Below are 23,075 nucleotides of genomic sequence, written 5' to 3'. Positions count from 1 at the left end.
GACCAAGCCGGCTCCGATGCTCGGATGCGCGCTTGCCAGTGGCGATGTGCCTGGCGAACATCGACGGCTCAGATGGCCGGGCGCGGGCGGACGAGTGGGGAAAAGATCACTCATCTGATGCCCACGCGAACAGCTTCACCCGGTATTGCCGCAGTGTCTGGAGGCGGCATACCGTCGCCGCGGCTGACCTCTCGGATCATCAAAGGGATGATATCGGACAGGGGACGTGCTCACCCGCCTGCTGTAGTTGGGAGCGGGCGAGTGTACGCAATTGACTGGTTTGGAGGCAAAACGTCCAAGGGATGCGTGACCGATACCCCCGCAGCGCTGGGCCGGGCGGCTATGATGGTTTGTCGCGTCCTTCAGTTGCCCCGAACCATTCCCGTTTTATGTCGCTCGTATAGACGACCGCCTGCCTTCGCGGCCAACCCCTAAACGGGGTAAGACTCGCCCGAAATTTTTGCAAAATTCGATTTCGGTTCTTTTGTCCTGGCGGAAAATAGAATTTTGCAAAATTTTCAGCCGAGCTGACCGCAGCAGGTCGGCCGTCTCTTCGTGCGCCATCGGGAATGGTCCCGAGCAACCGAAGGAGACAGAACCATGGCCACCACGATCGCAACCCTGACGCAGAAGAACGACGGCATCCTCGAAGGCGTCTTCGCGACCATCCGGGTCAATGCCCCGATCGCCATCGTCCCGAACGCAAGCAAGTCGAGCGAAGAAGCCCCCGACTACCGCGTCATCCACCGCAAGACCGGCTTCGAGATTGGCGCAGCCTGGAACCGCATTGCCCGCCAGACCGGCGAGGAATACCTCTCAGTGAAGCTGGAGGCCCCCGAGATCGGCGTGATATTCGGCAACCTCGCACAGGCACCTGGCGGCGATCCGAGCAAGAAGGTGATCCTCTGGAACAATCCGAACTGACGAGTCAAGCGAGCGGCCCCGAGCGATCGGGGCCGCCTTCGCCGTTTCGCGGTCTGATCGCTTCGCGCAGCATCAGGAGCAAAAGCGGGCGTCGAGCCCGCTTTTGCTCCTCCTGTCGTGCCACACGAGACGAAAACATGTCTGCTCAGATACGCAAGTCTGCCGTGAGGATCGCGCCGCCTCAAGGACATCGCGGCCCCTCCAATTTTCAGCCGCTGCCCCGAAGGGGCACCATCAGAAAATCGGTTCCTCCGCTCGCCGGCTCCGCCGGTCGCTGACGCGATCCTTGACCCGGCCCGATCCTCACGACCCCCGGGCGTCATCTTTCACACTATCCAAGGAGATGGCGACGATGACGATTACCCTTGAAATCCACATCGAACAGCTGCGCCGGGAACTCAAGAATGCCGATCCGGCCGAACGCCGCCAGATCGAAGCGGAACTGGAAATCGCTGAGGCCGAACTGGCGGCAGCGATCGCCGAACAGGAGGGCACCATTGACGCCGCGCCGCCCTTCTGAGGGCGGCGTTTGCCTTCTCGCCTGGGCCGACACGCCGGATCGACCGGCGCGCCGACCCGAAGCTCCGCTTCGTACCAATGATCACCGGCAAGGATCAGGGCACGGTCGCTGCGAGCAACCCGCGGGCCATGTGTTCACGTCGAACACGTGTGTTCGGTCTATAGCCGCGCGCCCGTTTCAGCCGTAGAAGTTGGAGGAACATGCGCACTGCATCCTCTTCCCTATCTAAGTGATGCACCATGGCCTGCCCAACCGTCCCGATGCGTCCCCATCGTGTCGCGTCAGGCACAAGGCCGTGCCGAGCAGCGTCGGCTCGATCGCGAGCGCGTAGAAGCGCGCCATGTTTTTCATCGCGTTTGTGCGTTCGATGTAGAACTGACGGGGTTGACTGAGCATGGCGGAAGAAACGCCCGTTCCGGCTTTCGCGTGCAACGACAGTTATGAACCGGTTCGCCCCCTCCGACTCACTTTCGTGATCGATCGGCGAGGCTGGAGATCGTTGTTCGGGCGAGCCGAGCGAGTGCTGTTCGCTTCGCTCAGAGAGCCCGCAAACAGTCTCCGCCCCGGTCACGTCCCCGCTCGCACGATGGTGCGGCCAGTTCGACCCGCCGCAGGGCTGTCAGAGATTCAATTCCTCGAGGCGATGTTCGGTGAATTCATCCTCTCCAAAGAGCACACTTCGTTCCCATGATGGCGGGGACCCGATCGAATGCCGCATCGAGCCCTTCAACCAGGCGATCGTGAAGCTCCCGCGAAAATCGCTCTCGCAGCCGAACTGGTTTGCGAGGGCGACGAGCCGGAAACGGCAAGCTTGGTGTAGATGCGTTTCCGATCGGTTGTCATGATGCGATTTCCTTTCGTTGATGACGGAGATCGATCACTCTGTTGCAAAGAGGGGTCAAGGACAGCGGCACGCAACTCGCCAGCGGCGGGGGGCGATTTTGTCGCTTGCTGTAAATTGGGAGAGGCCGCGCCGTCCTTGACGCCGGATTTGCTGGCGTAAGAAAGGACGCCAGAGAGAAGGGGCCCGCGGACCCGGAGGGAATGGGGCCGTTTCCAGCGTGAGCCGGCAGGATAACGACAAAGTCTCACCCCACAAATTCTGCATTGTTGGAAATGTTGTATTTAGCAACAAATACAGCAGTAAGGAGGGCCACGTGCCTAAATCAAGAGGTTCCTATTCAACCAGCGACCTATCGCTTAAGTCTGGCGACATCATCGCCGAGGCCCTGCGTCATCCAGTGACCATCACCCAGCGGAATAAACCCCGTTTGGTCCTCCTCAATATCGAAGATTATCTGCGGCTGATGAAGCAGTCGGACCGGCGCACTGTCGGGACCTTCGAAACGACGCCCGATGAGTTGTTTGCCGAGTTCGAAAACGCCGTCGAAGCCTATGCCGACGAGGATGAGGCAAGTCGGTCATGAACTACGAACTGATCCAGACCGCAAGCGTCATACGCTAGCCTTACCTATGGGCGCGAGAAGCTGGGCGTGGAGAGACAGAAGGACGCCAGGAGCGGCCGGTCGCCGTCAGCGTGAGAATGCCGCGGCCGCAGGGCGATTTGGTTCTCTTCTTTCCCATCACCCCAAGCAGCGGGAGGCGTCGCGGTTTGCCGTGGAAGTGCCGGCGATCGAAAAACGCCGCGCCGGCCTCGATGCCGATCGCAGGCTTTGGATCATCTTCGATGAACTTAATACCGACATTATCATACCGACATTATCGGAAATTCATTCTATCTTGAGCCCGAGCCGCCAACCGGCCGCTTCAGCAAGGCCTTCTTCCTTCCGCTGCTGCGCGAATTCATCAGTCGCAGCAAGTCAGCCATGGAGGTCAGCCGATTGCGCTGACCTTACGCTTGCGAAAGCCTCATTGCCGTAAAGCTTCGGTCGTCACTGCATCGGTTTGACGAAGCGGTTCGCCTTGGTCTTTGCATCCATCTCCTTCCGCCGGAAGTAGACCGCGCGCCCGCAGCGGATCGGGCTATGCCCCTGAACGATGATGATCTGTTCGTCCTTTCTCATCGACTGGGTGATTTCGTGCGGCATGATCAGTGGCCGGCGCTGGAAGTTGACGCTCTCCGATTTGCGCGATGCGCTGTTCTTCGTGTCCCAGCCAATGCTGCGGGAGCTTGCCTTCACCTCGACCGTCATTTCGCCGCACTGCGCCGAGACGTTGCGCGCCGTGTCGAGCGCCTTGATGGCGGCATAGGAGGCGAAGGCGCAGCCGTCGATCCACGACGTCGCGCCATCCTTCCCGAAATGCCGCTCCAACTGGCCCACTGACTGGTACATTAGCATCATGCTGATACCATACTTGCGGCCGCGGTCGCGTGCTTCCTCCAGTACGCGCATGTAGCCGAGGAGATCGACCTCATCCAACATGAACAACGCGCGGCGCTTGAACGCGCCATCGGCGTGCATCATGGCATTGATCAGCGAGCCGATGATGACGCGGCCGATGCCTGGATAGGAGCGCAGGATCGATGCCGGGATGTTGAGGAAGACGTCCTTCTTGCCCGAGACGATGTCATTCGATTTGAACGCATTGCCGCAGACGAGCGCGGCGTAGCTGTCGAGCGAGAGCCATTGTGTGTCTTTCGACGCGGTCGAATAGACGCCCGAAAAAGTCTGCTCGGTCATGTTGGTGAAGACGCCGAGCGTCTCGCGGATGAAGGCGGACGCGGAATGCTCCTGAATGTCACGCAGCATCGCCAGAACAGAGGGCTCCGGCTCGGATACGATCTGTCGGAGGCTGCGCAAGGTTCGCTGTCCCTCGTATTGGGAAGAGAGCATGACATGCGCCAGCAGGCCGGTCAGGAGATTGTGCGCCTGGTTCTGGAAGTAGGATCCCGTCGAGCTTTCGAACCGCACGCTCTCGGATAGAAGCATATGGGCGATGCCCACAATGTCCTCTTCCTTCTGCTTGGATGTCTGGATGCCGTCGAGCACGTTGAAGCCCATGATCGGGTTCGTCGGATCGAGCACCATCACCTCGCGGCCGAGGACACGGGTGCGGTGCTCGACCACCATCGGCGCGACCTCGGTGGAAGGATCGAGGCAGATCAGCGGCCCGGTATAACGCAACGCCGTGGGCACCACGTTGCTTGTGGTCTTGTATCCACCCGAGCCGGCGAAGAATAGCATGTGGGTGGAGTCGAAATCTTGGCTGTAGGTCAACAACGGCGCCTTGCCGCCTTGCCCCCATGTAGCCGGATCGTTCGGATCGAAGGGCAGCTCATGGACGACGTCCTTGTCGACCCGGTAACGCTCGCCGACGACGATTTCGCCATCCGGCGGAAACAGCTTTCCTGCCGCCGCCATCGGCAGCCAGTCCGCATCCCCGAAGGTCCCGCGTTTGGCGCGCTTCACTGGTTCGGGGACCACGGTGGAAATGCGCGCGGCCGCCGCCACGGCCATGAAGCCAACGACCGCGCTGATGACGGCGACCATGTCGAGATAGGACAGTGCCCGGTCCCATGATAGCGCACCGCTTTCCACTGAGGGCGACAGCCGGCGGTATTCACGCAGCGTGTAGAACCCGGCGACCGTCAGAAAACAGGCGAGGCTCGCCATCGCGACTGGCCTTCGCCGGTGCAATGGCAGCGCCCAGACGCTCAATAGTCCTGCCAGTGGTCCGAACAGCAGCGCCGGCACAGGCGACGCGCGCAGGAACCAATATTCCGCTTTCCCGGACAGGCCGCCGGCGAACGCCGGCCAGCGCCAGCCAACGACATAGGCGGCAAAGGTGGTGACGGCGATCGGTACCAGAATGAGCAACAGGCTCGGATGTGGTTTTGCCTTCAATGCCATTCCGCCGTCTCCCGGGTTCGCGTCTCAGTTGCAGCCGGCGAAGGCGCCTTGAATGCCTCTTCGCCCATGTCGCGCAAGCGCCGATGTTCTGATGAGCCCGGAGCAACTCTAGCCAGTTCGAGGAGACCGCCGAGCAGAAACGCCCGATCGGCTTTTGAGAGACCGGCGCGAACGACGATGCCGCCGAGCAAAAACTTCTCGCGTGCCTCGCGCTTGCGATCAGCCGTCATGAGAAACCTCCGCCGGCGTTCCAGACCCGCCATTTGGCTGTCGACGCGGCGAAGCAGGTGCGTGAGCCACCCCCTTCTTTTCCTCGTTGCGAAATCGCGCGGCGATTTCTTCGAAGACGGCGTCGAGCTCCTTATCGGTGATTTCCATTTCCGCCAGCCCGGATTTCGTGGCGGCGCGGGCAAAGCGCTCGGCGGACTTTGCGATCATCGAGCGTCTGCGCTCGCGCAACTTCTCGATCTGGGCGTCGATGTCGGTGATCGATGATTTTGCTGCCATTGCAGCGTCCTTCCCTTGTTGGAGCAAATCTCAGCGGCACTGATTATACTATCTGTTTTATGATAGTAAAATAGGCCAATTTGCATTATCCCGAGAACGTCGCAGCCGGAATTCCGGCAAATGGCCGTGTTCTGGAGAAGCGGCATCGGCCCTTCGGTCCGATCGGTTTGAGGGCGCAATATACGTCGCTGGCGCGACGTGCTTGAGAGGCCTTGGAGATATCAGTGGCGATCATGTTCGTCAGAGCACAGGTGATCAGCAGGGGCGCGGGACGCAGCATCGTCTCAGCGGCTGCCTACCGCCATCGCGCCCGGATGATGGACGAACAGGCTGGGACATCCTTCAGCTATCGCGGCGGATCGCGTGAACTGGTGCATGAGGAGCTGGCCCTGCCAGACCAGATCCCCGCCTGGCTGAAGATGGCGATCGACGGACAACCCGTTGCCAAGGCAAGCGAGGCGCTCTGGAATGCCCTCGACGCCTTCGAGGCGCGGGTGGACGCACAGCTTGCCCGCGAGTTGATCATCGCGCTGCCGGAAGAGCTGACGCGGGCGGAGAATATCGCCCTGGTTCGCGAATTCGTCCGGGACAATTTCACGTCGAAGGGCATGGTCGCTGACTGGGTCTATCACGACAAGGACGGCAATCCGCATATCCACTTGATGACGACGCTCAGGCCTCTTACGGAGGAGGGGTTTGGGCCGAAGAAGGTGCCAGTTCTCGGCGATGATGGGGAACCGTTGCGTGTCGTCACACCGAACAGGCCGAACGGCAAGATTGTCTACAAGCTCTGGGCCGGCGACAAGGAAACCATGAAGGCGTGGAAGGTCGCGTGGGCGGAAACGGTCAACCGCCACCTGGCGCTGGCCGGCCATGAGATCCGCCTCGACGGCCGCTCCTATGCCGAGCAAGGCCTCGATGGGATCGCGCAGAAACACCTTGGTCCGGAGAAGGCGGCGCTCGTGCGCAAGGGTGCCGAGATGTATTTCGCGCCGGCCGACCTGGCGCGGCGGCAGGAGATGGCCGACCGGCTGCTTGCCGATCCGGAGCTTCTCCTCAAGCAGCTCGGCAACGAACGTTCCACCTTTGACGAGCGCGATATCGCCAAGGCGCTGCACCGCTATGTCGATGATCCAGTGCACTTCGCCAATATCCGCGCGCGGCTCATGGCCTCGGATGATCTGGTGCTGCTGAAGGCGCAGCAGGTCGACACCCAAACGGGCAAGGTGACAGAGCCGGCGGTATTCACCACGCGGCGGATCCTGCGCACAGAATATGACATGGCGCAGTCGGCCGAGGTTATGTCGATGCGAAAGGGCTTCGGTGTTTCCGGTGCCAAGGTGGCTGTTGCCGTCCGAAGCGTCGAAACGGCCGATCCGGAAAAGTCCTTCAGGCTCGATGCGGAACAGGTCAATGCGGTACGTCATGTCACGCGCGATAATGCTATCGCGTCGGTCGTCGGGCTTGCCGGCGCCGGTAAGTCGACGCTGCTTTCGGCGGCTCGCGTCGCATGGGAAAGCGATGGCCGACGGGTGATCGGCGCGGCCCTTGCCGGCAAGGCCGCGGAAGAGTTGGAGGACTGTTCCGGGATCCGGTCGCGAACGCTGGCCTCCTGGGAGCTTGCCTGGGCCGGGGGGCGTGAACAGTTGGGTCGCGGCGATGTGCTGGTGATCGACGAGGCCGGCATGATCTCCTCGCAGCAGATGGCGCGTGTCCTCAAAGCCGTGGAGGACGCAGGTGCAAAAGCCGTACTGGTCGGCGACGCGATGCAGCTGCAGCCGATCCAGGCGGGTGCGGCGTTCCGGGCAATTACCGAACGGATCGGCTTTGCGGAACTTGCGGGCGTGCGGCGGCAGCGGGACGCCTGGGCACGCGCTGCATCCCGTCTCTTCGCGCGCGGCAAGGTCGAAGAGGGCCTCGACGCCTATGCGCAGAGGGGCCGCATTGTCGAGACCGAAACCCGGGCCCAGATCATTGACCGCATCGTTGCCGATTGGGCCGATGCCCGCCGTGACCTACTTCAGAAATCTGCCGTGGGCGAGTATCCGGGACGTCTTCGCGGCGACGAACTGCTTGTGCTTGCCCACACCAACGATGACGTTCGGAAGCTGAACGAGGCCCTGCGCAAGGTCATGATCGACGAGGGCGCGCTGACAGGTGCGCGCCAATTCCGGACGGCACGTGGGCTTCGCGAGTTTGCCGCGGGCGACCGGATCATCTTCCTCGAAAACGCCCGCTTCCTTGAACGGCGGGCGAAGCGCCTTGGTCCCCAATATGTGAAGAACGGCATGCTTGGCACGGTCGTTTCATCCGGCGACAAACGCGCAGACGCGCTGCTGACGGTGCATCTCGACAATGGCCGCGATGTCGTGATCAGTGAGGACAGCTACAGCAATGTCGATCACGGCTATGCCGCGACCATCCACAAATCTCAAGGCTCGACCGTCGACCGAACCTTCGTGCTCGCCACCGGAATGATGGACCGGCATCTGACCTATGTGGCGATGACCAGGCATCGTGACCGCGCGGATCTCTACGCTGCGCGCGAGAATTTTGAACCGAAGCCGCAATGGGGGCGCAGGCCCCGTGTCGACCATGCAGCCGGCGTCACTGGTGAATTGGTGGACACCGGGTTGGCCAAGTTCCGGCCGCATGATGATGATGCCAAGGAAAGCCCCTACGCCGATGTGAGGACGGACGACGGGACCGTTCATCGACTTTGGGGCGTGAGCCTGCCGAAAGCACTTGAGGAGGGTGGAATCTCGACAGGCGATACTGTGACGCTCCGCAAGGATGGCGTCGAAACGGTCACGGTAAAGGTACCCGTCACCAATGAAAAGACCGGCAAGAAGTGCCTCGAGGTACGTCAAGTCGAGCGTAACGTCTGGATTGGAACCCAAGTCGAACCTGCCGATGCGCGCAAGGCTAGGATCGAGCGGGAAAGCCATCGGCCGCATGTGTTCAAACAGCTTGTTGAGCGCCTTGGGCGATCTGGCGCCAAGACGACGACGCTCGATTTCGAAAGCGAGGAAGGCTATCGGGAGCATGCCCGTGATTTTGCCCGGCGGCGCGGCGTCGACACGCTGGCCCGGGTCATTGCGGAATTGGAGGAGGGGGCGGCGCGACGGTCGGCGTGGCTTGCGAAGATGCAGTCGCAGCTGGCGAAGCTCTGGGAGCGGGCGAGCATTGCGCTGGATTTCGCGATCGAACGGGAACGGAGCGTCTCGTACAGCGAGGAACGCAGAGTATCCTTCGCTGCCGGCAACCCGTTGGGTGGAAGCTATTTGATCCCACCCGCCACCGAATTCCCCCGCAGCGTTGAAGAGGATGCGCGTCTCGCGCAACTCTCCTCGCAACCGTGGAAGGAGCGGGAGGCGATCCTACGGCCAGTGCTCGAGAATATCTATCGCGACCCCGATGGCGCGCTGTCCGCGCTGAATGCACTGGCGTCGGACGCGGCCATCGAGCCCCGTAAGCTTGCCGAGGATCTTGGCCTTGCACCAGACCGCCTTGGCCGACTGCGGGGATCCGACCTGATGGTCGATGGCCGTGCCGCCCGCGAAGAGCGCAATGCTGCCATGGCCACCTTATCGGAACTGCTGCCGTTGGCGCGCGCGCATGCAACCGAGTTCCGCAGGCAGGCGGAGCGCTTCGCCATTCGCGAGCAGCAGCGGCGCGCTTATATGTCATTGTCCATTCCCGCGCTTTCGAAACAGGCGACGGCGCGTCTCGTCGAAGTCGAGGCGGTCCGGGAGCGCGGCGGGACCGACGCCTACAAGACGGCCTTCTCTTATGCCGTAGAGGACCGCTTGCTGGTCCAGGAAATCAAGGCCGTCAACGAGGCGCTGACCGCGCGCTTCGGCTGGAGTGCCTTCACCGCAAAGGCCGATCCTATCGCCGAGCGAAATGTTGCCGAGCGCATGCCGGAAAATCTCGCCACTGACCACCGTGAAAAGCTAGTGCGCCTGTTCGAAACGATCAGGCGTTTCAGCGACGAGCAGCATCTCGCAGAAAAGCAGGATCGCTCGAAAGTCGTTGCCGGCGCATGCATCGAGTTCGGAAAGGAGGCAGTGTCCGTGTTGCCCATGCTTGCCGCCGTCACAGAGTTCAAGACACCGATCGCCGATGAAGCGCGGGAAAGGGCGCTTGCCGTTCCCCATTACATTCATCGTCGCGCCGCCCTCGTGGATGCGGCAACGCGCGTCTGGCGCGATCCGGCTGGCGCGGTCGCCAAGATCGAGGAGCTTGTCGCGAAGGGCGTCGCCGGTGAGCGGATTGCTGCTGCCGTCAGCAACGATCCGGCCGCCTACGGCGCGCTGCGCGGCTCCGACCGCATCATGGACAAGTTACTTGCTGTCGGCCGGGAGCGGAAGGCCGCGCTTCAGGCTGTGCCAGAAGCAGCAGGTTGTGTCCGTTCCCTCGGAGCGTCGTATGCCACCGCGTTTGAGGCCGAAACCCAGGCGATCGTCGGAGAGCGCCAGCGTATGGCGGTCGCCATTCCCGGTCTATCGCAGACGGCTGAGGATGCGCTGCGGCAGTTGGTGGCGGAGATGAAGAAGAAGGAGGGCAAGCTCGAAGCCGCCGCGGGTGTGCTCGATCAGCGCATCGCCCAAGAATTCATCGCCGTCAGCAGGGCGCTCGACGAGCGCTTCGGCCGCAATGCGGTCCTGCGTGGGAACGAGGACATTTTCAACTTTGTGTCGACAGCGCAACGGCATGCTTTCGAGGCAATGCAGGAGAAGCTGAAGGTTCTTCAGCAGATCGTGCGGGCAGATAGCGGTCAGAAGATCGTTTCCGAGCGCCAACGACAGGCGATCAATTGGGTGCGTGGTGTCGAGCGGTAGAGGCAATTCAAAGAGCTTCATCCACTAAAGTGTATCGGCCGTCGATCCTTGCTGCTTGGCGCGGCATCAACATCGCTCAAAGAGTCGCAGCAGTTCGGCGCGTGAGACGGTGATAATTGAAAGCGTCACGGCAGCCCACGGGCTCTGCGACAAAAGGGAATATTTCTGTGTTCTTGCTGCCACAGCGCTGCGACCGCAGCACGATTATTTCCGCTGCGAAATCGTTACCAGCTTTAGCCTTTTATCCGCCTGGCGCATAAAGTCATGGAGTTTATTTTGGAGCCTGGCGCCGATCAGCAATCCTGTAGATCTCACCGCGATCTCGCTTACCAATGGCTATGACCACCACGAGGATTTCGGCCTCTCTAACTTCATATACCAGCCGATAACCGACGCTTCTCAGTTTGATCTTGTAGCGATCGTTGCTTCCTGAGAGCTTTGCTGATTGTACTCTCGGGTTTTCGCAACGCTCAGCAAGCTTTTTCTTGAATTGTTCGCGCGTATTGCTGTCGAGCTTGCGCCACTCTTTCAAGGCGGCGTCTACGAAGCCCAGCTCATAGGTCATCCAGCTTTACCTTGATAACCGGATCATTTGCTCGCACGTCGGCGAGCGCGTTCAATTCAATGTCCTCAAGCCGCTCCAGCATCGCCTCGTAAGCTCGGGCGGGGACGCAATAGAATGCCGGTTCATTTCTGTTGAGGATCGCGACTGGCGCGCCTTCGCCAGCCGCTACGGTGCCCATGGGGTTCTTCTTAAGTTCCGATACGCTGGCCGTTACCTCGGCCAAAACCACGTGTACCATATGACCGTTCCTTGATGCTGATTTAGGTGCTATTAATAGCACCTTTCAAGGTGTTTAGGCAAGGTAGTCCTGTTCCACTGGTGGATCTACTGCGACGATGTAATGCGCAACCCGCACATCATTGAAGCAGTGCTGTTCCGAGCTCTGGTCAGGACCGGCCATCTGTGACGAGACGCTTTTTAAGACCGCGGTTCTTCGGGTCCCGCAGGTGGACTACCTCTCGACCTCCCGGTTCTGCCCGCTTGCGAAGGATCCTCGCATCGCGCCGAAAGACTGACCGGGCCCCCTACATCTGAAAATGTTGTCACCGTGGACAGGCTTCCGTGCAAAAACGTCCAGATCCCGTAAAAGGTTATGGCGTCCTGCGCGTCGATCCGGAAATGCAGGCCCTCATCTGTCGGCCTCAGGATCGCGCGTGCATCACCGAAGTCGAGCAATCGATCGACGCCCGTGGCGGCGATCGAGCGGCAATAGTCGCCATAACGGGCGCAGACCTTTTGGGTGACCTTCACTGCGTGTTGAACCGGCACGAACGCCTCGGCGGTATGCTTGTACATCGAAACTCCTTGCTGCCAATCCGCGCCATTGGTGCTTCTCTTTTCCCCTTGCCGGCTGCGCCGCTGCGCATTCGTGGCACAGCATCTATTCCGGTGTTTGCGAGTTCGCTCGGCATCGAACAACTCATGCGTGCGATATTCATGCACGCTTTGGTCGAACGCTCGACTACTAATTCTATTAGTCGCCTGAGCGCCGAAACTCGTGTCCAGTGGTCTGAAGCAGGATTTCTTCGGAGAATGGAGATGGAGATACTAGCTGTGCCGGCCGCAGCGCGCGGAGAATTTGCTGACTTGATCGACTCGATGCATCGGCTGCGTGCGCGAGTCTTTGGCGACAGGCTGGACTGGGATGTAGACATAAGGGACGATCGTGAGGCCGATGCTTACGATCAATACAATCCGACCTATATCCTGGCTGTTTCTACAACAGGTGCAGTGGCGGGCTGCGCGAGGCTTCTCCCGGCTACCGGACCGACGATGCTCGCCAATACATTTCCGCAGCTCCTCTCATCGCGACGGCTCGACGCTCATGGAGGCATGGTCGAAAGCTCGCGCTTTTGCGTCGACACGGCGCTCGACGAGGGCAGGACGCGGGGAGTTCTCCACAGGACGACGCTTAAGATGTTCGTCGGCATAATCGAGTGGTCGATGGCGAACGGCTATTATGAGATCGTCACGGCAACGGACCTGCGTTTCGAACGCATTTTGAAACGCGCCGGCTGGCCGATGCAACGCCTTGGCCGGCCGTGTCCCATTGGCAGCACGATGGCCGTAGCTGGAGTTCTTCCTGCCGACGCCGCGAGCCTTAATCGGATTCGCGCTGCTGCCTGTCGCCAGGGACACGCCTGCACTACAACTCCGCTGCTTGAGGCGGCACGGCGTGGAACCGCGTCTTCAGCCGATTGAACGCAATCGGCTACACCGCCCGCAGAGAACGATGGAGGTCCTCACGAGGGATCAGATCACAACTGACGCTGCGCTAAAGAGGAGAGGTCTTTGAATTCCGCGCGACCGCAGATCCTGATCGGTTCGACCGATGCGGATTACTATCTGCTACTCGTCCATATCCTGGAATCCGAGGGGTACCAGGTCATTCTTTGTTCCGGGGTCGAGGAGATCGTCCATTTTGCAGGCGAGTACGATGTCGGAGCCATCCTCCTTGATTGTCGATCGGGAGAAGATTGGGCTCCCGCAGCCTGTGTAAAGCTAAAGCAGGAGCCGCGGACATTCGGGATCACGACGGTCGGATTGATTGGACCTGGTGCGGAAAGTCGGTTTATCGATCTGCTGAAGGCCGGTATTGACGAGAATTTCGTAAGACCGATCGCTCCCACCAAGCTGCTCAGCTTCCTTCGCGACCGTATCCTCCTTCCGCACGCGTCGGGTCCAACGGCGGGCGACGGCCATATCCTCGCCTATGCAGGAATTGAACTGAATACCAACAGGCACAGCGTCAAGTGTTTCGGCCTCAACGTCCACTTGGGACCGATCGAATTCCGTTTGCTTCAGTTCCTGATGGAGAACCGCGAGCAGGCGTGCAGTCGCGCACAACTCATCGAAGCTGGTTGGCCCGAGCGTCGTTTCGTCGACGCCAAGACGGTCAATGTCCATATCGGTCGACTGCGCAAGGCGCTTAGCGCGGCCGATGGCGCTGATCTCATCCGAACGGTTCGATCGTCCGGCTACATGCTCGATGGTTCCAGTCAGGAGCAATCGCAGCATAAGCAGCATCGGCCGAGCGAAGCGACCGGCGGCTAGGACAGCATTCCGGTTGTCGAAAAGGAATAGCTGTCATGGATCTGGTAATCCGAAATGGAGGTCTCATCACCGGCGACGGCAAGACGTTTCACAAGCGGGCTGCCGTGTATGTCCGGAAGGGAAGGATCGCCGGTATCGAAGTCGCTGAGGCTGCCGCGGGCGCTGAAATCGCGGCGCGAGAAACCATCGATGCAGCTGGCGGCATCGTTATGCCAGGTCTCATCAATGCCCATGCGCATGGATGTATTCGGGGGCCTTCCATGCCGAGTGGCTCGAAGCCATTTGAAGGCGAAGATGTTGCCTATTTCCGAAACCGCCATCTCCTTCAGGGAACAACGACCCTTCTCAACGTCTGCGGCCTGGCCATGACGGACGAAATAGATGTCGACGAGGCAGAACCTCATGCCATGGATATCCGCATTTCCACGGCTCACACTCCGAAAAACATCGAGGCGGCGCTTGTGGTCGACGGCAAGGGACTTTCAACACGGCACCTGAGCGCGACGATAGATGACCTGTTGGCCTCCGGCGCAGTCGCGCTTGGCGAGGCAGGTGGCGGGCAGACACTGGGTGGTGGCGCGCAAGAATACAGGTTCATCCCGCAAGCGTTCCTGCAGGAGTTCGGGGTCGAGGTGACACCCGCTGCCGCGAGGCATTTGAAGAACGCCGTCCTTGGCCGCTATCTTGATCCGGTAGACGGCCTATCGAATTCGAAACTGACCGACGAGCTGGAGCATTGCGGTCTTTCCGGGGTCACCGAAGCGGATCACGTTCGCGACATCATTACGCGATCGGTGATGCCTTCGGTTGCCCTCTCGCTGGCCGGATTCGATGAAATCGCCCGCGAAGCCGAGCGGGTCGGATATCCCGCGATCTTCCACAACGCGGCACCATCTGCAAAGCGTCTGATGGCCGCGGTCGAGAAATACCCGAAGGCACGTCTCGTCGCCGGTCATAGCAATCACCCGAGCTTTCTCCCGGACGAGGCAGTCTCGATTGCCCAGAATCTGAGAAGAAAAGGGGCTATCATCGATGTTTCGACATTGGACTGTATCGGGACGCGCTGGCGCAACGATCCCTCCAACCTTGACGCACTGATCGATGCGGGCTGTGTCGACACCATTTCGACCGATTTTGCCGGCGGGCATTGGGATGGAATTCTTGAAGCCATCCACCGAATGGTCAGGAAGAAGCAATTGTCTGCGTCGGAGGCCGTTGCCCTTGCGACCGGGAATGTCGCGCGCGTCTTCGCGCAAATGGCCGGTGACCGAGGGCTGATTGAAAAAGGCAAGCGTGCAGACCTGATCGTTGTCGACCACGTTAATCTGAGCCGCGTCAGGCATGTTGTGATCGCAGGCTGTATAGTCGTCAGGAATGGCCGGCTTATGTGACGGCTTCAGCCGGAGCTTGGCTCTCGCGCCGACCCCGCCAATGTTCAGTCGCGGCCGCAATTATGAGATATCGTCGACGAATACGACTGCCACAGCCAACAAAGTCGAGGTTTCAGTCGATCAGTCGCATCCTCAGGCGCTGGAGGAGGGGAACCGCATCACCTTTTTTCAGTGCCTCAAAAGCCTGCAGAACGGTATTTTGTGCCTTGGGAGAAAACTTGCCCCGCGTCGCTACCGAGAACTTATCGATGAGATCGTCCCAGGCTAAGGGGCGCGCCTTGTCGCCGCGGGGCGAAGTCACCTCGGAGGCGATCAATCTGCCGTCGGTCATTTGCAGGCACACCTGCGCAAGGGTCTCAGTTGGAAAACGGGCGTCGATCTCAGGATTGATCGAGAGACGAACCTTGCGGGCGAATTCGAGGAGGTCCGGCCTGCCCAACTGCGCACTACCGACCGGCGCCAGCGCCGCAGGTCCATCGACAACAGCAATCGCCATGCAATAAGGCAGACTGTACTGGATCTCCGTCAATGTACCGGGAGATAAGGTGTTTGAAAGTCGGAGAGCCCATTGAAAGGTCTGAACTTCAATTGATGCGATTTGTTCGGTCCTGATGTCCGCGACTTCCGAAAGCGCCGCAAAGGCATCAAGAGCGGGATGGATGTAGCGGCAGCAGGAATAGGGTTTGAAATAGACCCGCGAGATCTCAGCTGGATCACCCAAGTCCGCGATGATGCTTGGCCGGTCGAAGTGCGACGCATGATCGAGCAAATCCTGCGGCCCGGTAAATCCCCGCTCCGCGAGGCGCAAAGCGGTCAGGCCCGTCACGACACTCCAGGGAATACCCTCCTTGACGTCGTTCCCGGTGAGGTTGGCATAGCCGGAGCTGCCGTTTGCCTCCTGGTTTGGTGCGAGCACTCCGGCCACAGCGAGCGCGTGTGCGAGTGCCGGGGGATCGGTTCTGTAGAGGCGGCCGGCCGTGGCCGCAGCAGCATAGCCGGTCCAACGTCCCGATTGTCGGCTTTTGATCGCTTGCGGGTTCTGCGCCACGGCAATGCGAATTCCGATCTCGTATCCGAGAGCGATTGCGGCCAGGAGTTCATCGGTGGATGAACCAAGCGCAGATGCCACGGAGAGTGCTACGGGTATCACAGCCGCACCGGGATGACCGCGCGCGGCGCGATGGCCGTCGTCGAAATCGAGTGCGGAGGCTGACGCAGCGTTACAGACTGCCGCAGCAGTGACCCCGAGACATTCACCAGTAAACCAGACCGAAGCCCGGCCGGTTCCAAAGTCGTGCCGGGCGACCGCGCGGGCTGCGCGCGCACTCGGTACATCGCAGCCGACGACGTAGGCGGTGACTGCATCCACAATACAGCAGGTGGCACTTACCCTCAGGTCGGGCGGCAGAGCATCGGAAGGATAGTTCGCCAGATACTCTGCGAGGATTTCGGTGACATACATCCGCCCCTCCGTAAAACTTGGGACGCCGGGCATCAGTTCTTGCTAGATGACTGGACGGATGACGCCATGCCCCCATCTGGCGAGAACCAGGTTTCGTAGACATGAGCGGCGACGTAAAGGTCCAGCATAGGCAGGCCAACGCACGTAATGAGGATCGGGAATTCCGATCCGCCGCCGGCGTCGCAGAAATCTTTTAAGTTCAAGACACCGAGCACTGGGCCAAGCTGCTCCAATGTCGATCCCATGCGTGAGAAGTAAAGCGCCAGGCTTTGGGAGTTTCGCCGCGACACCATGGAAACGTCGTCACAGAGCGCCAATCCGCGCCGAAGAACGTTTTGGATATGGCCGGACGGCGTCTCGTCTCCACCGAGATGCAGGACAACGGCATTTGGGCAGATTTCTGTGCTCTCAAACACCGGTGCGCTGGCATTCGAAGCGGTGATGACGAACCGGCAATCACGCAGCCTCTGATTGTCCGCGACAGCTTCGAGCCGAATTCCAGGTGAATGTCTGTGTCTTTTAACGAGTTGGTGCGCGGAAGTGCCTGAGCGGCTGCGCACGAATATTTTCGAGATGATGCCGTGTCCGAAATGACCGAGCACTCTGATGATCTGCTCGGCAATGGGGCCTGCTCCAAAAAGGAAAACGGTGAGTTCTTCTGTTTTGGGAAAGAAAAGTTCAAGCGCCATTGAGGCATAGGTTGCCGTTCTTGCGGCAGAGATATCGGTTCCGTCCATCACGCAAAGCGGGCGCAGCGTGAAGTTGTCGAGCAGCAGGATCGTCGACGTCGAACGCGGCTGTCCCAGTCGACGGTTTATCGCATTGGCACCGACCACCTTGACGGCGGCGTATCTGGTCCCGACGCTCGAGAGCGCAGAGAGCTTCCAGCCCAATCGCTCGCCTTGCAACGTATCCCGGTAAGCTTCAAACTGGGGTTGGTTCCACAAGGCGGCTTCGGGAAAGGACAAAACAGATTTCAGGCCATGGGCCTGGCCCAAGCGGATGTCGGACCAAGCTGCCCTGGCGGCATCGTGGAGCGCGGATGCCTCGAGACGGACGCCGAGGCGCTTCATTTCCGCAAGTGAAATGTATCTGGGTGTGCTCTCCATCACCATACTCCGTGGAGTTGTCGACGTCATACGACGGGGAGCAATTTCCCATGTGGAGCGGAGGGATTAAAGGAAAGGTTCGGATACATTTTTGTCGTCTTTTGATGAACGACTTCTGGCGCTAAGAGCCGAACCGTAGATTGTGACCTGGCGATTTCGCGCCGCGACCAGTGGGGAGGGGCGCACGCAGCCGCGACACTTGGCGGGATAGGCATGGGAGCGGCTGCGGCAGTATTTGCAAATCACTTCGTCCGGAGCGTGCCCCAATTGCTTTGCACATATCGCTCGTCGATCTGCGCCGAAGACGCTAGACCCGTGCATAAGCGAGTGACCGGGGAATTTAAGCCTGTGCTCAAGCTCAGCGGGGTCGCCACCCGCGACAGCGGCAATCGCCGATCGCTCGACTAAGTGCGCCACCTGCTGATCATTGAAAAAGATCCGGGCCGACGTCCTTGGCACTGCCGCCCTGACGGGCATCTCATTAGATTGACAAATGTGCTACTGAGTACCCCTTAGACAAGGGAGTTAAGCCCATGAGCGTGAAAACGGCGATCTCGCCGACCGAGCAGCAGAATTCGTTTGCCCGTGCGCTGGTGGAGAGCGGCCTGTATTCCAGCATGAGTTCCGTTCTTCAACAGGGCCTGGAACTGCCTCGCCAAAGGACCGAAACTGAGGCCGTCGAAACGGTAGCGCTTCGCGAATTGGTCCAGCGGCGATTGAACGGACCAATGATTTCTACGACGGAAATGGATAGCCGCGTCGCGGCAATGATTGAGCGGAAGCGACGGGTTGTTCGTGTGGACTCTTGAATATTCTGAGGATGCCGAACGCGATTTCAAGTTGGACTTCGATCATCTGTTCAATGCCTATGTCGAACTCGGGGATGGGCCTGACGAGGCGGTGGAGCGTACTGCTGAACGGATCCGCAAATTGCGTTTCGAATCAATCATCTCGTCCATACGCTCTACATCGGAACTCTGCGCCCCGATATTCATCCCGGGATCCAGTTTCTTCGGCGAGACAAGGCGGCTATTTGGTTTCCTCCGGTGGAGCATAGCCGCGCAACCGTTGTCGCGGCAATTTTCTATGGCGCGCAGGACCACATCAGAAATATGCTCGCGCGCATGCTGGCGGGGTAAGATTCCTGCAGCCCCGAGGCCTTTGTCAGATTGACCCTAAATCGGTCGCGTCGGCGGTGATACCTGCGGTTCATTTCCGCACGCGCATGGCCAAGCTGCTTTTGCACGTGGTGCTCGCCGACTTCGGCCGAGGGGGACAAGCCGGCGCGCAGCGAATGACTGGAGAATTTGGCTGCCCGCACGTCTTCGCTGAGGTCGCCATGCAGGCCAGCGGGAAGGGCGGTAGGGAACTCCGTCCCCACAGTGTTGATTTGCGGTTGCAGGCTTAGCATGCCGGAATTTGCCGGTATCCGCTGACCAATAAGCGGAGGAGCGGCCGGAGCGATCCCGCTTTATCCAGCGAGTACACGTTATCAATGGTTTGGCAAGCACCGCTGTCTCCCACGACAGGGCTTGCAAGCCGTAGGAACTTGGCCTCGAGAGCTGATTTCTGCATGGGGTTACTTGCCTCTCCCTCCGCAACGTCTACGTGCCTTTCGAAGCTCTGCCCGTCGCGTAACTGCAAGTAAGCGCTTGCGGCGTGAACGCTTTGAGGTGAGGCGTGGATAGTATGTGGCCTCAGTTCGATACTGTCTTGGAACCGCCCGGTGATCTCGTCATTGAGCCAGTCATCCACGAACCAGTCGGGACCCGGCTCAACGCCGAACACGGCCATAGCGACAGCGTGCGGTGCGCTGAACTGCGCTGCCCACATGTGCCGCGGACGCGCTTCGCTAAATGGCGGTTCGCATACGATCGGAGGTGCGGTCACGACCAGCTTGGCATGCAAGCATTCGGCGGGATCAATGCTGGCCATCCGGACGACGTCGCGGCTGGCTTGGACACTGCTTTGGATGAGCCGACAGCAACTGAAGGGCTTGAAGCCAACCCGGAAAATTTCGTACGCGCCACCCAAGCCGCTGGTCAATCGATCGAAACGGCACTCGTCGGCGCCCGCCATCCGCCAGAAACCTGTCTCCCCCTCGAAGACATCCAAAGGCCCCTCGTAGTCGGCAGCGGCAAGGCGCGCGGCCAAGACGCCCATTTGCGCAGCCATGCCGAAGTTGTTCTTCGCCATCGATGGCGTGTCTCCGTAGACGGTCTTCATGACGGACGCGACTGGCGCATTCGCAGCGGCGATCGCGATTGCATGCGCCGCTCGCCCGGCGTCGAGACGCATGAGTTTCGCGGCCGCGGCTGCTGCACCGAATATCTGCCAAGTCCCATGGCCGTGAATCGCCTTTCTGGGCTGGATGTGAGCCAGCGAGATGCCAACGCGGCAACTCACCTCATAGCCGGTGATCACGGCCTCGAGTAATTCTGTGCCCGAACACTTCGTATGCTCAGCGACCGATAAGGCTGCTGCAATCACCGTGGCTCCAGGGTGGCCCTTCTCGTAGATGTCGTCGAAGTCGAGCGCATTGATCAAAGTTGCCTTGACGAAGGCGGCAGCCGCCGGTGCGGCACAGCCGCTGACAGGTGTGCCGGAGGAGGGGGCGACCACCTCGCCGTCCGCCCGCAGTACCTCCAGCATGCCAGCTATCGGCAGCTGATGTCCTCCGAACAGGCAGCCAAGCGAGTCCAGGAGGCAGAGCTTGGCCTTGTCGATGACGTCGCGAGGAGCACGGGCGAGTGCCTCCTCGGCGATATAGCTGCCGAGCGTTTGCGTGATAAAAGCGGTCATATCTGGTGTCCGATTACCCGACGATGGAGATTGGAGGTCCATTTTCAGGGGGGCGTTGTCTACGTGCTACTAGAAGAAATTGGTGCCCCGAAGGTCTGCACAGGCGAGCTGCAGGAGGAGTTGCAGCGCTCAGCGCAGCTGCTACCTCGGTAGACGCGTGCCTGATCGACAAACGAAACCTTGTGCGACGCGGCGGGAATGAGCTTGCGAACTGCCGCCACGCGGTCGAGATCGAGGTGTGCGGAAACCACGCCGACCTGATCGACGGCGCGGGCTATGACCTGTCCCCAGGGGTCGCAGACGAGAGAGTTGCCGTAGGTGAAACGGCGATCTCCGTCCGCTGCAGTGTAGCCTCCCCACTGACCACAGGCGACGAAATAGACCTGTTGCTCGATCGCGCGCGCACGGCAGAGCACTTCCCAGTGGTCCTTTCCCGTCTGTAACGTGAAGGCCGCGGGTAGAATGACCACATCGACGCCGGCGTCTGCGAGCGCATCAAAGAGTCGGGGGAAGCGAAGGTCGTAGCAGATGGCACAGCCGATCCTGAAACCGCCAGCTTCATAGACGAACAGGCTCTCTCCAGGCGCAACGGTGGCGGATTCTCGATAGATCTTGCCATCTGGCGCCTCGATGTCGAACAGGTGAACTTTGCGGTAGCGGCCGACCTCGTTACCCCCTGGGTCGAAGACGATCGTTGTGTTATAGATCTTCGAACTTCCATCGACCCTTTCGAGCAAGCTACCGCCGTGGATCCAGACCTTTTGCCGGGCGGCGACCGCCTGCAACATGCGATAGGCGTCGCCGCCCGGCATATGATCGGCCGCCGCCAGTTTCTCCGCCGCCGCCCCGCCGGACCAGTCGAAATGTTCCGGAAGAACGATGAGATCGGGTGTATCGCGTGCGATTGCCTGCAGCATCAGGCTCTCGGCCGCGCGCAAATTGCTGTCGCGGTCGGGCTGGGAGTTCATCTGGACGAGGGAAATCTTCATTATACGATCCGATCCAATTCGAAGATGGAATGGCCGGCCTCAAGGTAGGGCCGGAGCTTGAGGGAACGCTGTTGGCGCTCGAGGGCGACGTCGGCGATGCGGCGCATATCGGAGGGATCGGCAACGAAGACACCCTCCGTATCTGCCAGGACCGCATGCCCGGGCAGCACGGCCGCCCCTCCGCAGGCGATCGGGACATTGATCGCGCCACCGATCTGGTGCCGGCGGCTGGTCGTCTTGGACGAGACTCCGCGACACCAGATCGGGAAGCGGCTGGTGCGGATCTCCTCGATGTCGGTGCAAGGACCATCGACGATAATGGCGACGGCGCCACGCGCTCGGGCAGCAGCAACGACACCGCCGCCGACGCAGGCAACGTCGTCCCGGTCGACCCGGGAGATGACGAGAACATCTCCCGGGCGGAGCAGATCGATTGCCGTGTAGATGACGGCTCCATCGCGGCCGGGCGCGGCGACCGTGACTGCCGTTCCAATGGCCTTGGCCGGAAAGACCGGCGCAATTCCTGCCCCAACAAATCCAAGATATTCGAAGTGGCCGATGGTTGCGGTTTCGACCCCCTCCAGCAGAGTTCGCAGTGTGTCTGGTATCGCTTCAGGTTGTTTCTTAATCTTGTATGGCTGGGTCATCGACGAGACTCCGATCTGCCCTATGGTTCACAAATCAGACCGGGCGCTCGCCGGATGTCGTCGTCCGATGCATAATCCGGATGGTATTCGGGTCGAATGAATCGCGCCGGTGCATCGTGCAACGGTTGTCCCACATCACGATGTCGCCCACGCTCCATTTCTGGACGAAGACTTCAGGTGTGTTGGTGGTGTGCTCCCAAAGCCTTGAGATCAGGTCGTTGCTTTCATCGAGCGGCATGCCGACGATCCACGCCCCTTCCGACGTCCCACCAAGATAAAGCGCTTTGCGGCCCGTCTCGCTATGAGTTCTGACCAGCGGATGAACGACGCCGCTCCACTCGCGAAAATCCGCGCTCGTCGGTTCGCCTTTCCCGAGGCGCAACTTGCCCGTCTTGTCGTAGACGCTCTGGAAGAAGATCTGCCGCCCCTCAATAGCCCTGCGCAGCTCCTCGGGGAGCGTCTCGAAAGCCTGGTAGGTCGACAGAAAATACGTGTCGCCGCCGGAAGGGGGAACTTCGATCGCCCTGAGGATGGCGCCGGCAGGTGGGCGCTCGTAGAACCATGTGTCGGTGTGCCACGTCGCTTCGCTGTTGCCGAGCGCGCCACTCGGCTTGCCGTCCTTCATCACATTGCTGATCACCAGGATTTCGCGATGGATCGGGTGTCCGCCTTCCTGCAATTGCTTGGGATGGATGACGAAATCACCGAAGTGGCGGGAGAAGTCGACCTGCTGCTGGTCTGTGATATCGGTCGCCCGAAAGCGGATGACGCCATATTGCAGCCAGTAGGATCGAACCGCCGCAATGTCCGCGTCGTCGTAGCCGGAGAAATCGAACCCGACGATGTCTGCGCAGACGTTGCTGTCATTCTGGATTGCCGAAACTCTTGTTTTCATGTGTATCTTTCGCCTCCGTGTGGGAAGATCCCGGGTTCGGGATCACATCGAGCTT

Annotated in this window: 20 protein-coding genes and 5 pseudogenes; 10 read left to right on the top strand and 15 right to left on the bottom strand. The window is 60.2% G+C overall.

Annotated features, from left to right (window positions below):
• Nucleotides 1-600 precede the first annotated feature (600 nt).
• On the top strand, nucleotides 601-924 hold the full coding sequence (locus BHMPCIPO_RS27880) for a DUF736 domain-containing protein (RefSeq protein ID WP_173519950.1): 324 nt from the start codon (nucleotides 601-603) through the stop codon (nucleotides 922-924).
• A 352-nt stretch (nucleotides 925-1,276) separates the two neighbouring features.
• The gene (locus BHMPCIPO_RS27875) at nucleotides 1,277-1,444 is read left to right on the top strand and encodes a hypothetical protein (RefSeq protein ID WP_173518220.1); all 168 of its coding nucleotides are present in this window, start codon (nucleotides 1,277-1,279) and stop codon (nucleotides 1,442-1,444) included.
• A gap of 94 nt (nucleotides 1,445-1,538) precedes the next feature.
• On the opposite strand, the pseudogene BHMPCIPO_RS27870 reads toward BHMPCIPO_RS27875, so the two are convergent.
• Nucleotides 1,539-1,840: pseudogene (locus tag BHMPCIPO_RS27870) on the bottom strand (WGR domain-containing protein).
• Nucleotides 1,841-2,078: 238 nt separating this feature from the next.
• Nucleotides 2,079-2,287: pseudogene (locus BHMPCIPO_RS33215) on the bottom strand (hypothetical protein); the annotation flags it as partial.
• 314 nt (nucleotides 2,288-2,601) lie between these two features.
• Between BHMPCIPO_RS33215 and BHMPCIPO_RS27865 the strand changes: the two are divergent.
• A complete protein-coding gene (locus tag BHMPCIPO_RS27865) occupies nucleotides 2,602-2,871 on the top strand; it encodes a type II toxin-antitoxin system prevent-host-death family antitoxin (protein ID WP_173519949.1) in 270 nt (89 codons plus the stop codon).
• Nucleotides 2,868-3,294: pseudogene (locus tag BHMPCIPO_RS33720) on the top strand (hypothetical protein). The gene BHMPCIPO_RS27865 and the pseudogene BHMPCIPO_RS33720 overlap by 4 nt, the downstream one beginning before the upstream one ends.
• A gap of 42 nt (nucleotides 3,295-3,336) precedes the next feature.
• Here BHMPCIPO_RS33720 and traG read toward each other — a convergent pair.
• From traG to BHMPCIPO_RS27850, 3 genes are read right to left on the bottom strand one after another with little or no spacing between them, the layout of a single operon-like run.
• The gene (traG, locus tag BHMPCIPO_RS27860; RefSeq protein WP_173519948.1) at nucleotides 3,337-5,256 is read right to left on the bottom strand and encodes a Ti-type conjugative transfer system protein TraG; all 1,920 of its coding nucleotides are present in this window, start codon (nucleotides 5,254-5,256) and stop codon (nucleotides 3,337-3,339) included.
• Nucleotides 5,247-5,486: a conjugal transfer protein TraD gene (locus BHMPCIPO_RS27855; RefSeq protein WP_173519947.1), complete on the bottom strand. Its 240-nt coding sequence runs from the start codon at nucleotides 5,484-5,486 to the stop codon at nucleotides 5,247-5,249. Before BHMPCIPO_RS27855 ends, traG begins: the two co-directional genes overlap by 10 nt.
• The gene (locus BHMPCIPO_RS27850) at nucleotides 5,476-5,763 is read right to left on the bottom strand and encodes a TraC family protein (protein WP_173519946.1); all 288 of its coding nucleotides are present in this window, start codon (nucleotides 5,761-5,763) and stop codon (nucleotides 5,476-5,478) included. The genes BHMPCIPO_RS27855 and BHMPCIPO_RS27850 overlap by 11 nt, the downstream gene beginning before the upstream one ends.
• A gap of 224 nt (nucleotides 5,764-5,987) precedes the next feature.
• Between BHMPCIPO_RS27850 and traA the strand changes: the two genes are divergently transcribed.
• Complete coding sequence (traA, locus tag BHMPCIPO_RS27845) at nucleotides 5,988-10,607, top strand: Ti-type conjugative transfer relaxase TraA (RefSeq protein ID WP_173519945.1); 4,620 nt, start codon at nucleotides 5,988-5,990, stop codon at nucleotides 10,605-10,607.
• Between the two features lie 271 nt (nucleotides 10,608-10,878).
• Here the strand turns inward: traA and BHMPCIPO_RS27840 are convergent, their stop codons facing one another.
• From BHMPCIPO_RS27840 to rctB, 3 genes are all read right to left on the bottom strand, one after another.
• Complete coding sequence (locus tag BHMPCIPO_RS27840; RefSeq protein ID WP_173519944.1) at nucleotides 10,879-11,172, bottom strand: type II toxin-antitoxin system RelE family toxin; 294 nt, start codon at nucleotides 11,170-11,172, stop codon at nucleotides 10,879-10,881.
• A complete protein-coding gene (locus BHMPCIPO_RS27835) occupies nucleotides 11,162-11,410 on the bottom strand; it encodes a type II toxin-antitoxin system Phd/YefM family antitoxin (RefSeq protein WP_173519943.1) in 249 nt (82 codons plus the stop codon). Before BHMPCIPO_RS27835 ends, BHMPCIPO_RS27840 begins: the two co-directional genes overlap by 11 nt.
• A 179-nt stretch (nucleotides 11,411-11,589) precedes the next feature.
• The gene (rctB, locus tag BHMPCIPO_RS33995; protein WP_432704714.1) at nucleotides 11,590-11,967 is read right to left on the bottom strand and encodes an SMa0974 family conjugal transfer regulator; all 378 of its coding nucleotides are present in this window, start codon (nucleotides 11,965-11,967) and stop codon (nucleotides 11,590-11,592) included.
• A gap of 243 nt (nucleotides 11,968-12,210) precedes the next feature.
• Here rctB and traI point away from each other — a divergent pair, with 243 nt between their 5' ends.
• From traI to BHMPCIPO_RS27820, 3 genes are all read left to right on the top strand, one after another.
• Complete coding sequence (gene traI, locus BHMPCIPO_RS27830) at nucleotides 12,211-12,873, top strand: acyl-homoserine-lactone synthase (RefSeq protein ID WP_173520216.1); 663 nt, start codon at nucleotides 12,211-12,213, stop codon at nucleotides 12,871-12,873.
• Nucleotides 12,874-12,963: 90 nt separating this feature from the next.
• The gene (locus BHMPCIPO_RS27825; RefSeq protein WP_173519942.1) at nucleotides 12,964-13,725 is read left to right on the top strand and encodes a winged helix-turn-helix transcriptional regulator; all 762 of its coding nucleotides are present in this window, start codon (nucleotides 12,964-12,966) and stop codon (nucleotides 13,723-13,725) included.
• 35 nt (nucleotides 13,726-13,760) lie between these two features.
• A complete protein-coding gene (locus tag BHMPCIPO_RS27820) occupies nucleotides 13,761-15,116 on the top strand; it encodes an amidohydrolase family protein (protein ID WP_173519941.1) in 1,356 nt (451 codons plus the stop codon).
• 112 nt (nucleotides 15,117-15,228) lie between these two features.
• Here BHMPCIPO_RS27820 and BHMPCIPO_RS27815 read toward each other — a convergent pair whose 3' ends face one another.
• Complete coding sequence (locus tag BHMPCIPO_RS27815) at nucleotides 15,229-16,578, bottom strand: MmgE/PrpD family protein (protein ID WP_173519940.1); 1,350 nt, start codon at nucleotides 16,576-16,578, stop codon at nucleotides 15,229-15,231.
• Nucleotides 16,579-16,610: 32 nt separating this feature from the next.
• A complete protein-coding gene (locus BHMPCIPO_RS27810; protein ID WP_173519939.1) occupies nucleotides 16,611-17,687 on the bottom strand; it encodes an ornithine cyclodeaminase in 1,077 nt (358 codons plus the stop codon).
• Nucleotides 17,688-18,220: 533 nt separating this feature from the next.
• Here BHMPCIPO_RS27810 and BHMPCIPO_RS27805 point away from each other — a divergent pair.
• Nucleotides 18,221-18,496: a type II toxin-antitoxin system ParD family antitoxin gene (locus BHMPCIPO_RS27805; RefSeq protein ID WP_173519938.1), complete on the top strand. Its 276-nt coding sequence runs from the start codon at nucleotides 18,221-18,223 to the stop codon at nucleotides 18,494-18,496.
• Nucleotides 18,477-18,826 (top strand): annotated as a pseudogene (locus BHMPCIPO_RS33210) (type II toxin-antitoxin system RelE/ParE family toxin). Before BHMPCIPO_RS27805 ends, BHMPCIPO_RS33210 begins: the two are co-directional and overlap by 20 nt.
• A gap of 8 nt (nucleotides 18,827-18,834) precedes the next feature.
• On the opposite strand, the pseudogene BHMPCIPO_RS33205 reads toward BHMPCIPO_RS33210, so the two are convergent.
• The 5 genes and pseudogenes from BHMPCIPO_RS33205 to BHMPCIPO_RS27785 all read right to left on the bottom strand — a co-directional run.
• Nucleotides 18,835-19,047: pseudogene (locus BHMPCIPO_RS33205) on the bottom strand (integrase); the annotation flags it as partial.
• 44 nt (nucleotides 19,048-19,091) lie between these two features.
• Nucleotides 19,092-20,489, bottom strand: coding sequence for an MmgE/PrpD family protein (locus tag BHMPCIPO_RS27800; RefSeq protein ID WP_173519937.1), 1,398 nt, complete (start codon nucleotides 20,487-20,489; stop codon nucleotides 19,092-19,094).
• Between the two features lie 59 nt (nucleotides 20,490-20,548).
• Entirely contained in the window at nucleotides 20,549-21,478 is a 930-nt protein-coding gene (locus BHMPCIPO_RS27795; RefSeq protein ID WP_173519936.1) for a carbon-nitrogen hydrolase family protein, read from the bottom strand.
• Nucleotides 21,478-22,125: an RraA family protein gene (locus tag BHMPCIPO_RS27790; protein ID WP_173519935.1), complete on the bottom strand. Its 648-nt coding sequence runs from the start codon at nucleotides 22,123-22,125 to the stop codon at nucleotides 21,478-21,480. The genes BHMPCIPO_RS27795 and BHMPCIPO_RS27790 overlap by 1 nt, the downstream gene beginning before the upstream one ends.
• 34 nt (nucleotides 22,126-22,159) lie before the next feature.
• Complete coding sequence (locus tag BHMPCIPO_RS27785) at nucleotides 22,160-23,020, bottom strand: TauD/TfdA dioxygenase family protein (RefSeq protein WP_210266662.1); 861 nt, start codon at nucleotides 23,018-23,020, stop codon at nucleotides 22,160-22,162.
• Nucleotides 23,021-23,075 lie beyond the last annotated feature (55 nt).

Origin of the sequence: Ensifer sesbaniae (assembly GCF_013283665.1) — a bacterium.
Taxonomy (GTDB): Bacteria; Pseudomonadota; Alphaproteobacteria; order Rhizobiales; family Rhizobiaceae; genus Ensifer; species Ensifer sesbaniae.
The sequence above is the reverse complement of the archived record's forward strand: the minus strand, read 5'-3'. Positions and strand labels throughout refer to the sequence as shown.

What these genes read in the sequence shown, in the direction of transcription:
- BHMPCIPO_RS27790 (WP_173519935.1), bottom strand. Translation starts at nt 22,125, where the DNA reads ATGACCCAGCCATACAAGATTAAGAAACAACCTGAAGCGATACCAGAC.
- rctB (WP_432704714.1), bottom strand. Translation starts at nt 11,967, where the DNA reads ATGTACAAGCATACCGCCGAGGCGTTCGTGCCGGTTCAACACGCAGTG.
- BHMPCIPO_RS27815 (WP_173519940.1), bottom strand. Translation starts at nt 16,578, where the DNA reads ATGTATGTCACCGAAATCCTCGCAGAGTATCTGGCGAACTATCCTTCC.
- BHMPCIPO_RS27840 (WP_173519944.1), bottom strand. Translation starts at nt 11,172, where the DNA reads ATGACCTATGAGCTGGGCTTCGTAGACGCCGCCTTGAAAGAGTGGCGC.
- BHMPCIPO_RS27875 (WP_173518220.1), top strand. Translation starts at nt 1,277, where the DNA reads ATGACGATTACCCTTGAAATCCACATCGAACAGCTGCGCCGGGAACTC.
- BHMPCIPO_RS27880 (WP_173519950.1), top strand. Translation starts at nt 601, where the DNA reads ATGGCCACCACGATCGCAACCCTGACGCAGAAGAACGACGGCATCCTC.
- traG (WP_173519948.1), bottom strand. Translation starts at nt 5,256, where the DNA reads ATGGCATTGAAGGCAAAACCACATCCGAGCCTGTTGCTCATTCTGGTA.
- BHMPCIPO_RS27795 (WP_173519936.1), bottom strand. Translation starts at nt 21,478, where the DNA reads ATGAAGATTTCCCTCGTCCAGATGAACTCCCAGCCCGACCGCGACAGC.
- BHMPCIPO_RS27850 (WP_173519946.1), bottom strand. Translation starts at nt 5,763, where the DNA reads ATGGCAGCAAAATCATCGATCACCGACATCGACGCCCAGATCGAGAAG.
- BHMPCIPO_RS27785 (WP_210266662.1), bottom strand. Translation starts at nt 23,020, where the DNA reads ATGAAAACAAGAGTTTCGGCAATCCAGAATGACAGCAACGTCTGCGCA.
- BHMPCIPO_RS27855 (WP_173519947.1), bottom strand. Translation starts at nt 5,486, where the DNA reads ATGACGGCTGATCGCAAGCGCGAGGCACGCGAGAAGTTTTTGCTCGGC.
- BHMPCIPO_RS27800 (WP_173519937.1), bottom strand. Translation starts at nt 20,489, where the DNA reads ATGACCGCTTTTATCACGCAAACGCTCGGCAGCTATATCGCCGAGGAG.
- BHMPCIPO_RS27810 (WP_173519939.1), bottom strand. Translation starts at nt 17,687, where the DNA reads ATGGAGAGCACACCCAGATACATTTCACTTGCGGAAATGAAGCGCCTC.
- BHMPCIPO_RS27835 (WP_173519943.1), bottom strand. Translation starts at nt 11,410, where the DNA reads ATGGTACACGTGGTTTTGGCCGAGGTAACGGCCAGCGTATCGGAACTT.
- BHMPCIPO_RS27805 (WP_173519938.1), top strand. Translation starts at nt 18,221, where the DNA reads ATGAGCGTGAAAACGGCGATCTCGCCGACCGAGCAGCAGAATTCGTTT.
- BHMPCIPO_RS27820 (WP_173519941.1), top strand. Translation starts at nt 13,761, where the DNA reads ATGGATCTGGTAATCCGAAATGGAGGTCTCATCACCGGCGACGGCAAG.
- traI (WP_173520216.1), top strand. Translation starts at nt 12,211, where the DNA reads ATGGAGATACTAGCTGTGCCGGCCGCAGCGCGCGGAGAATTTGCTGAC.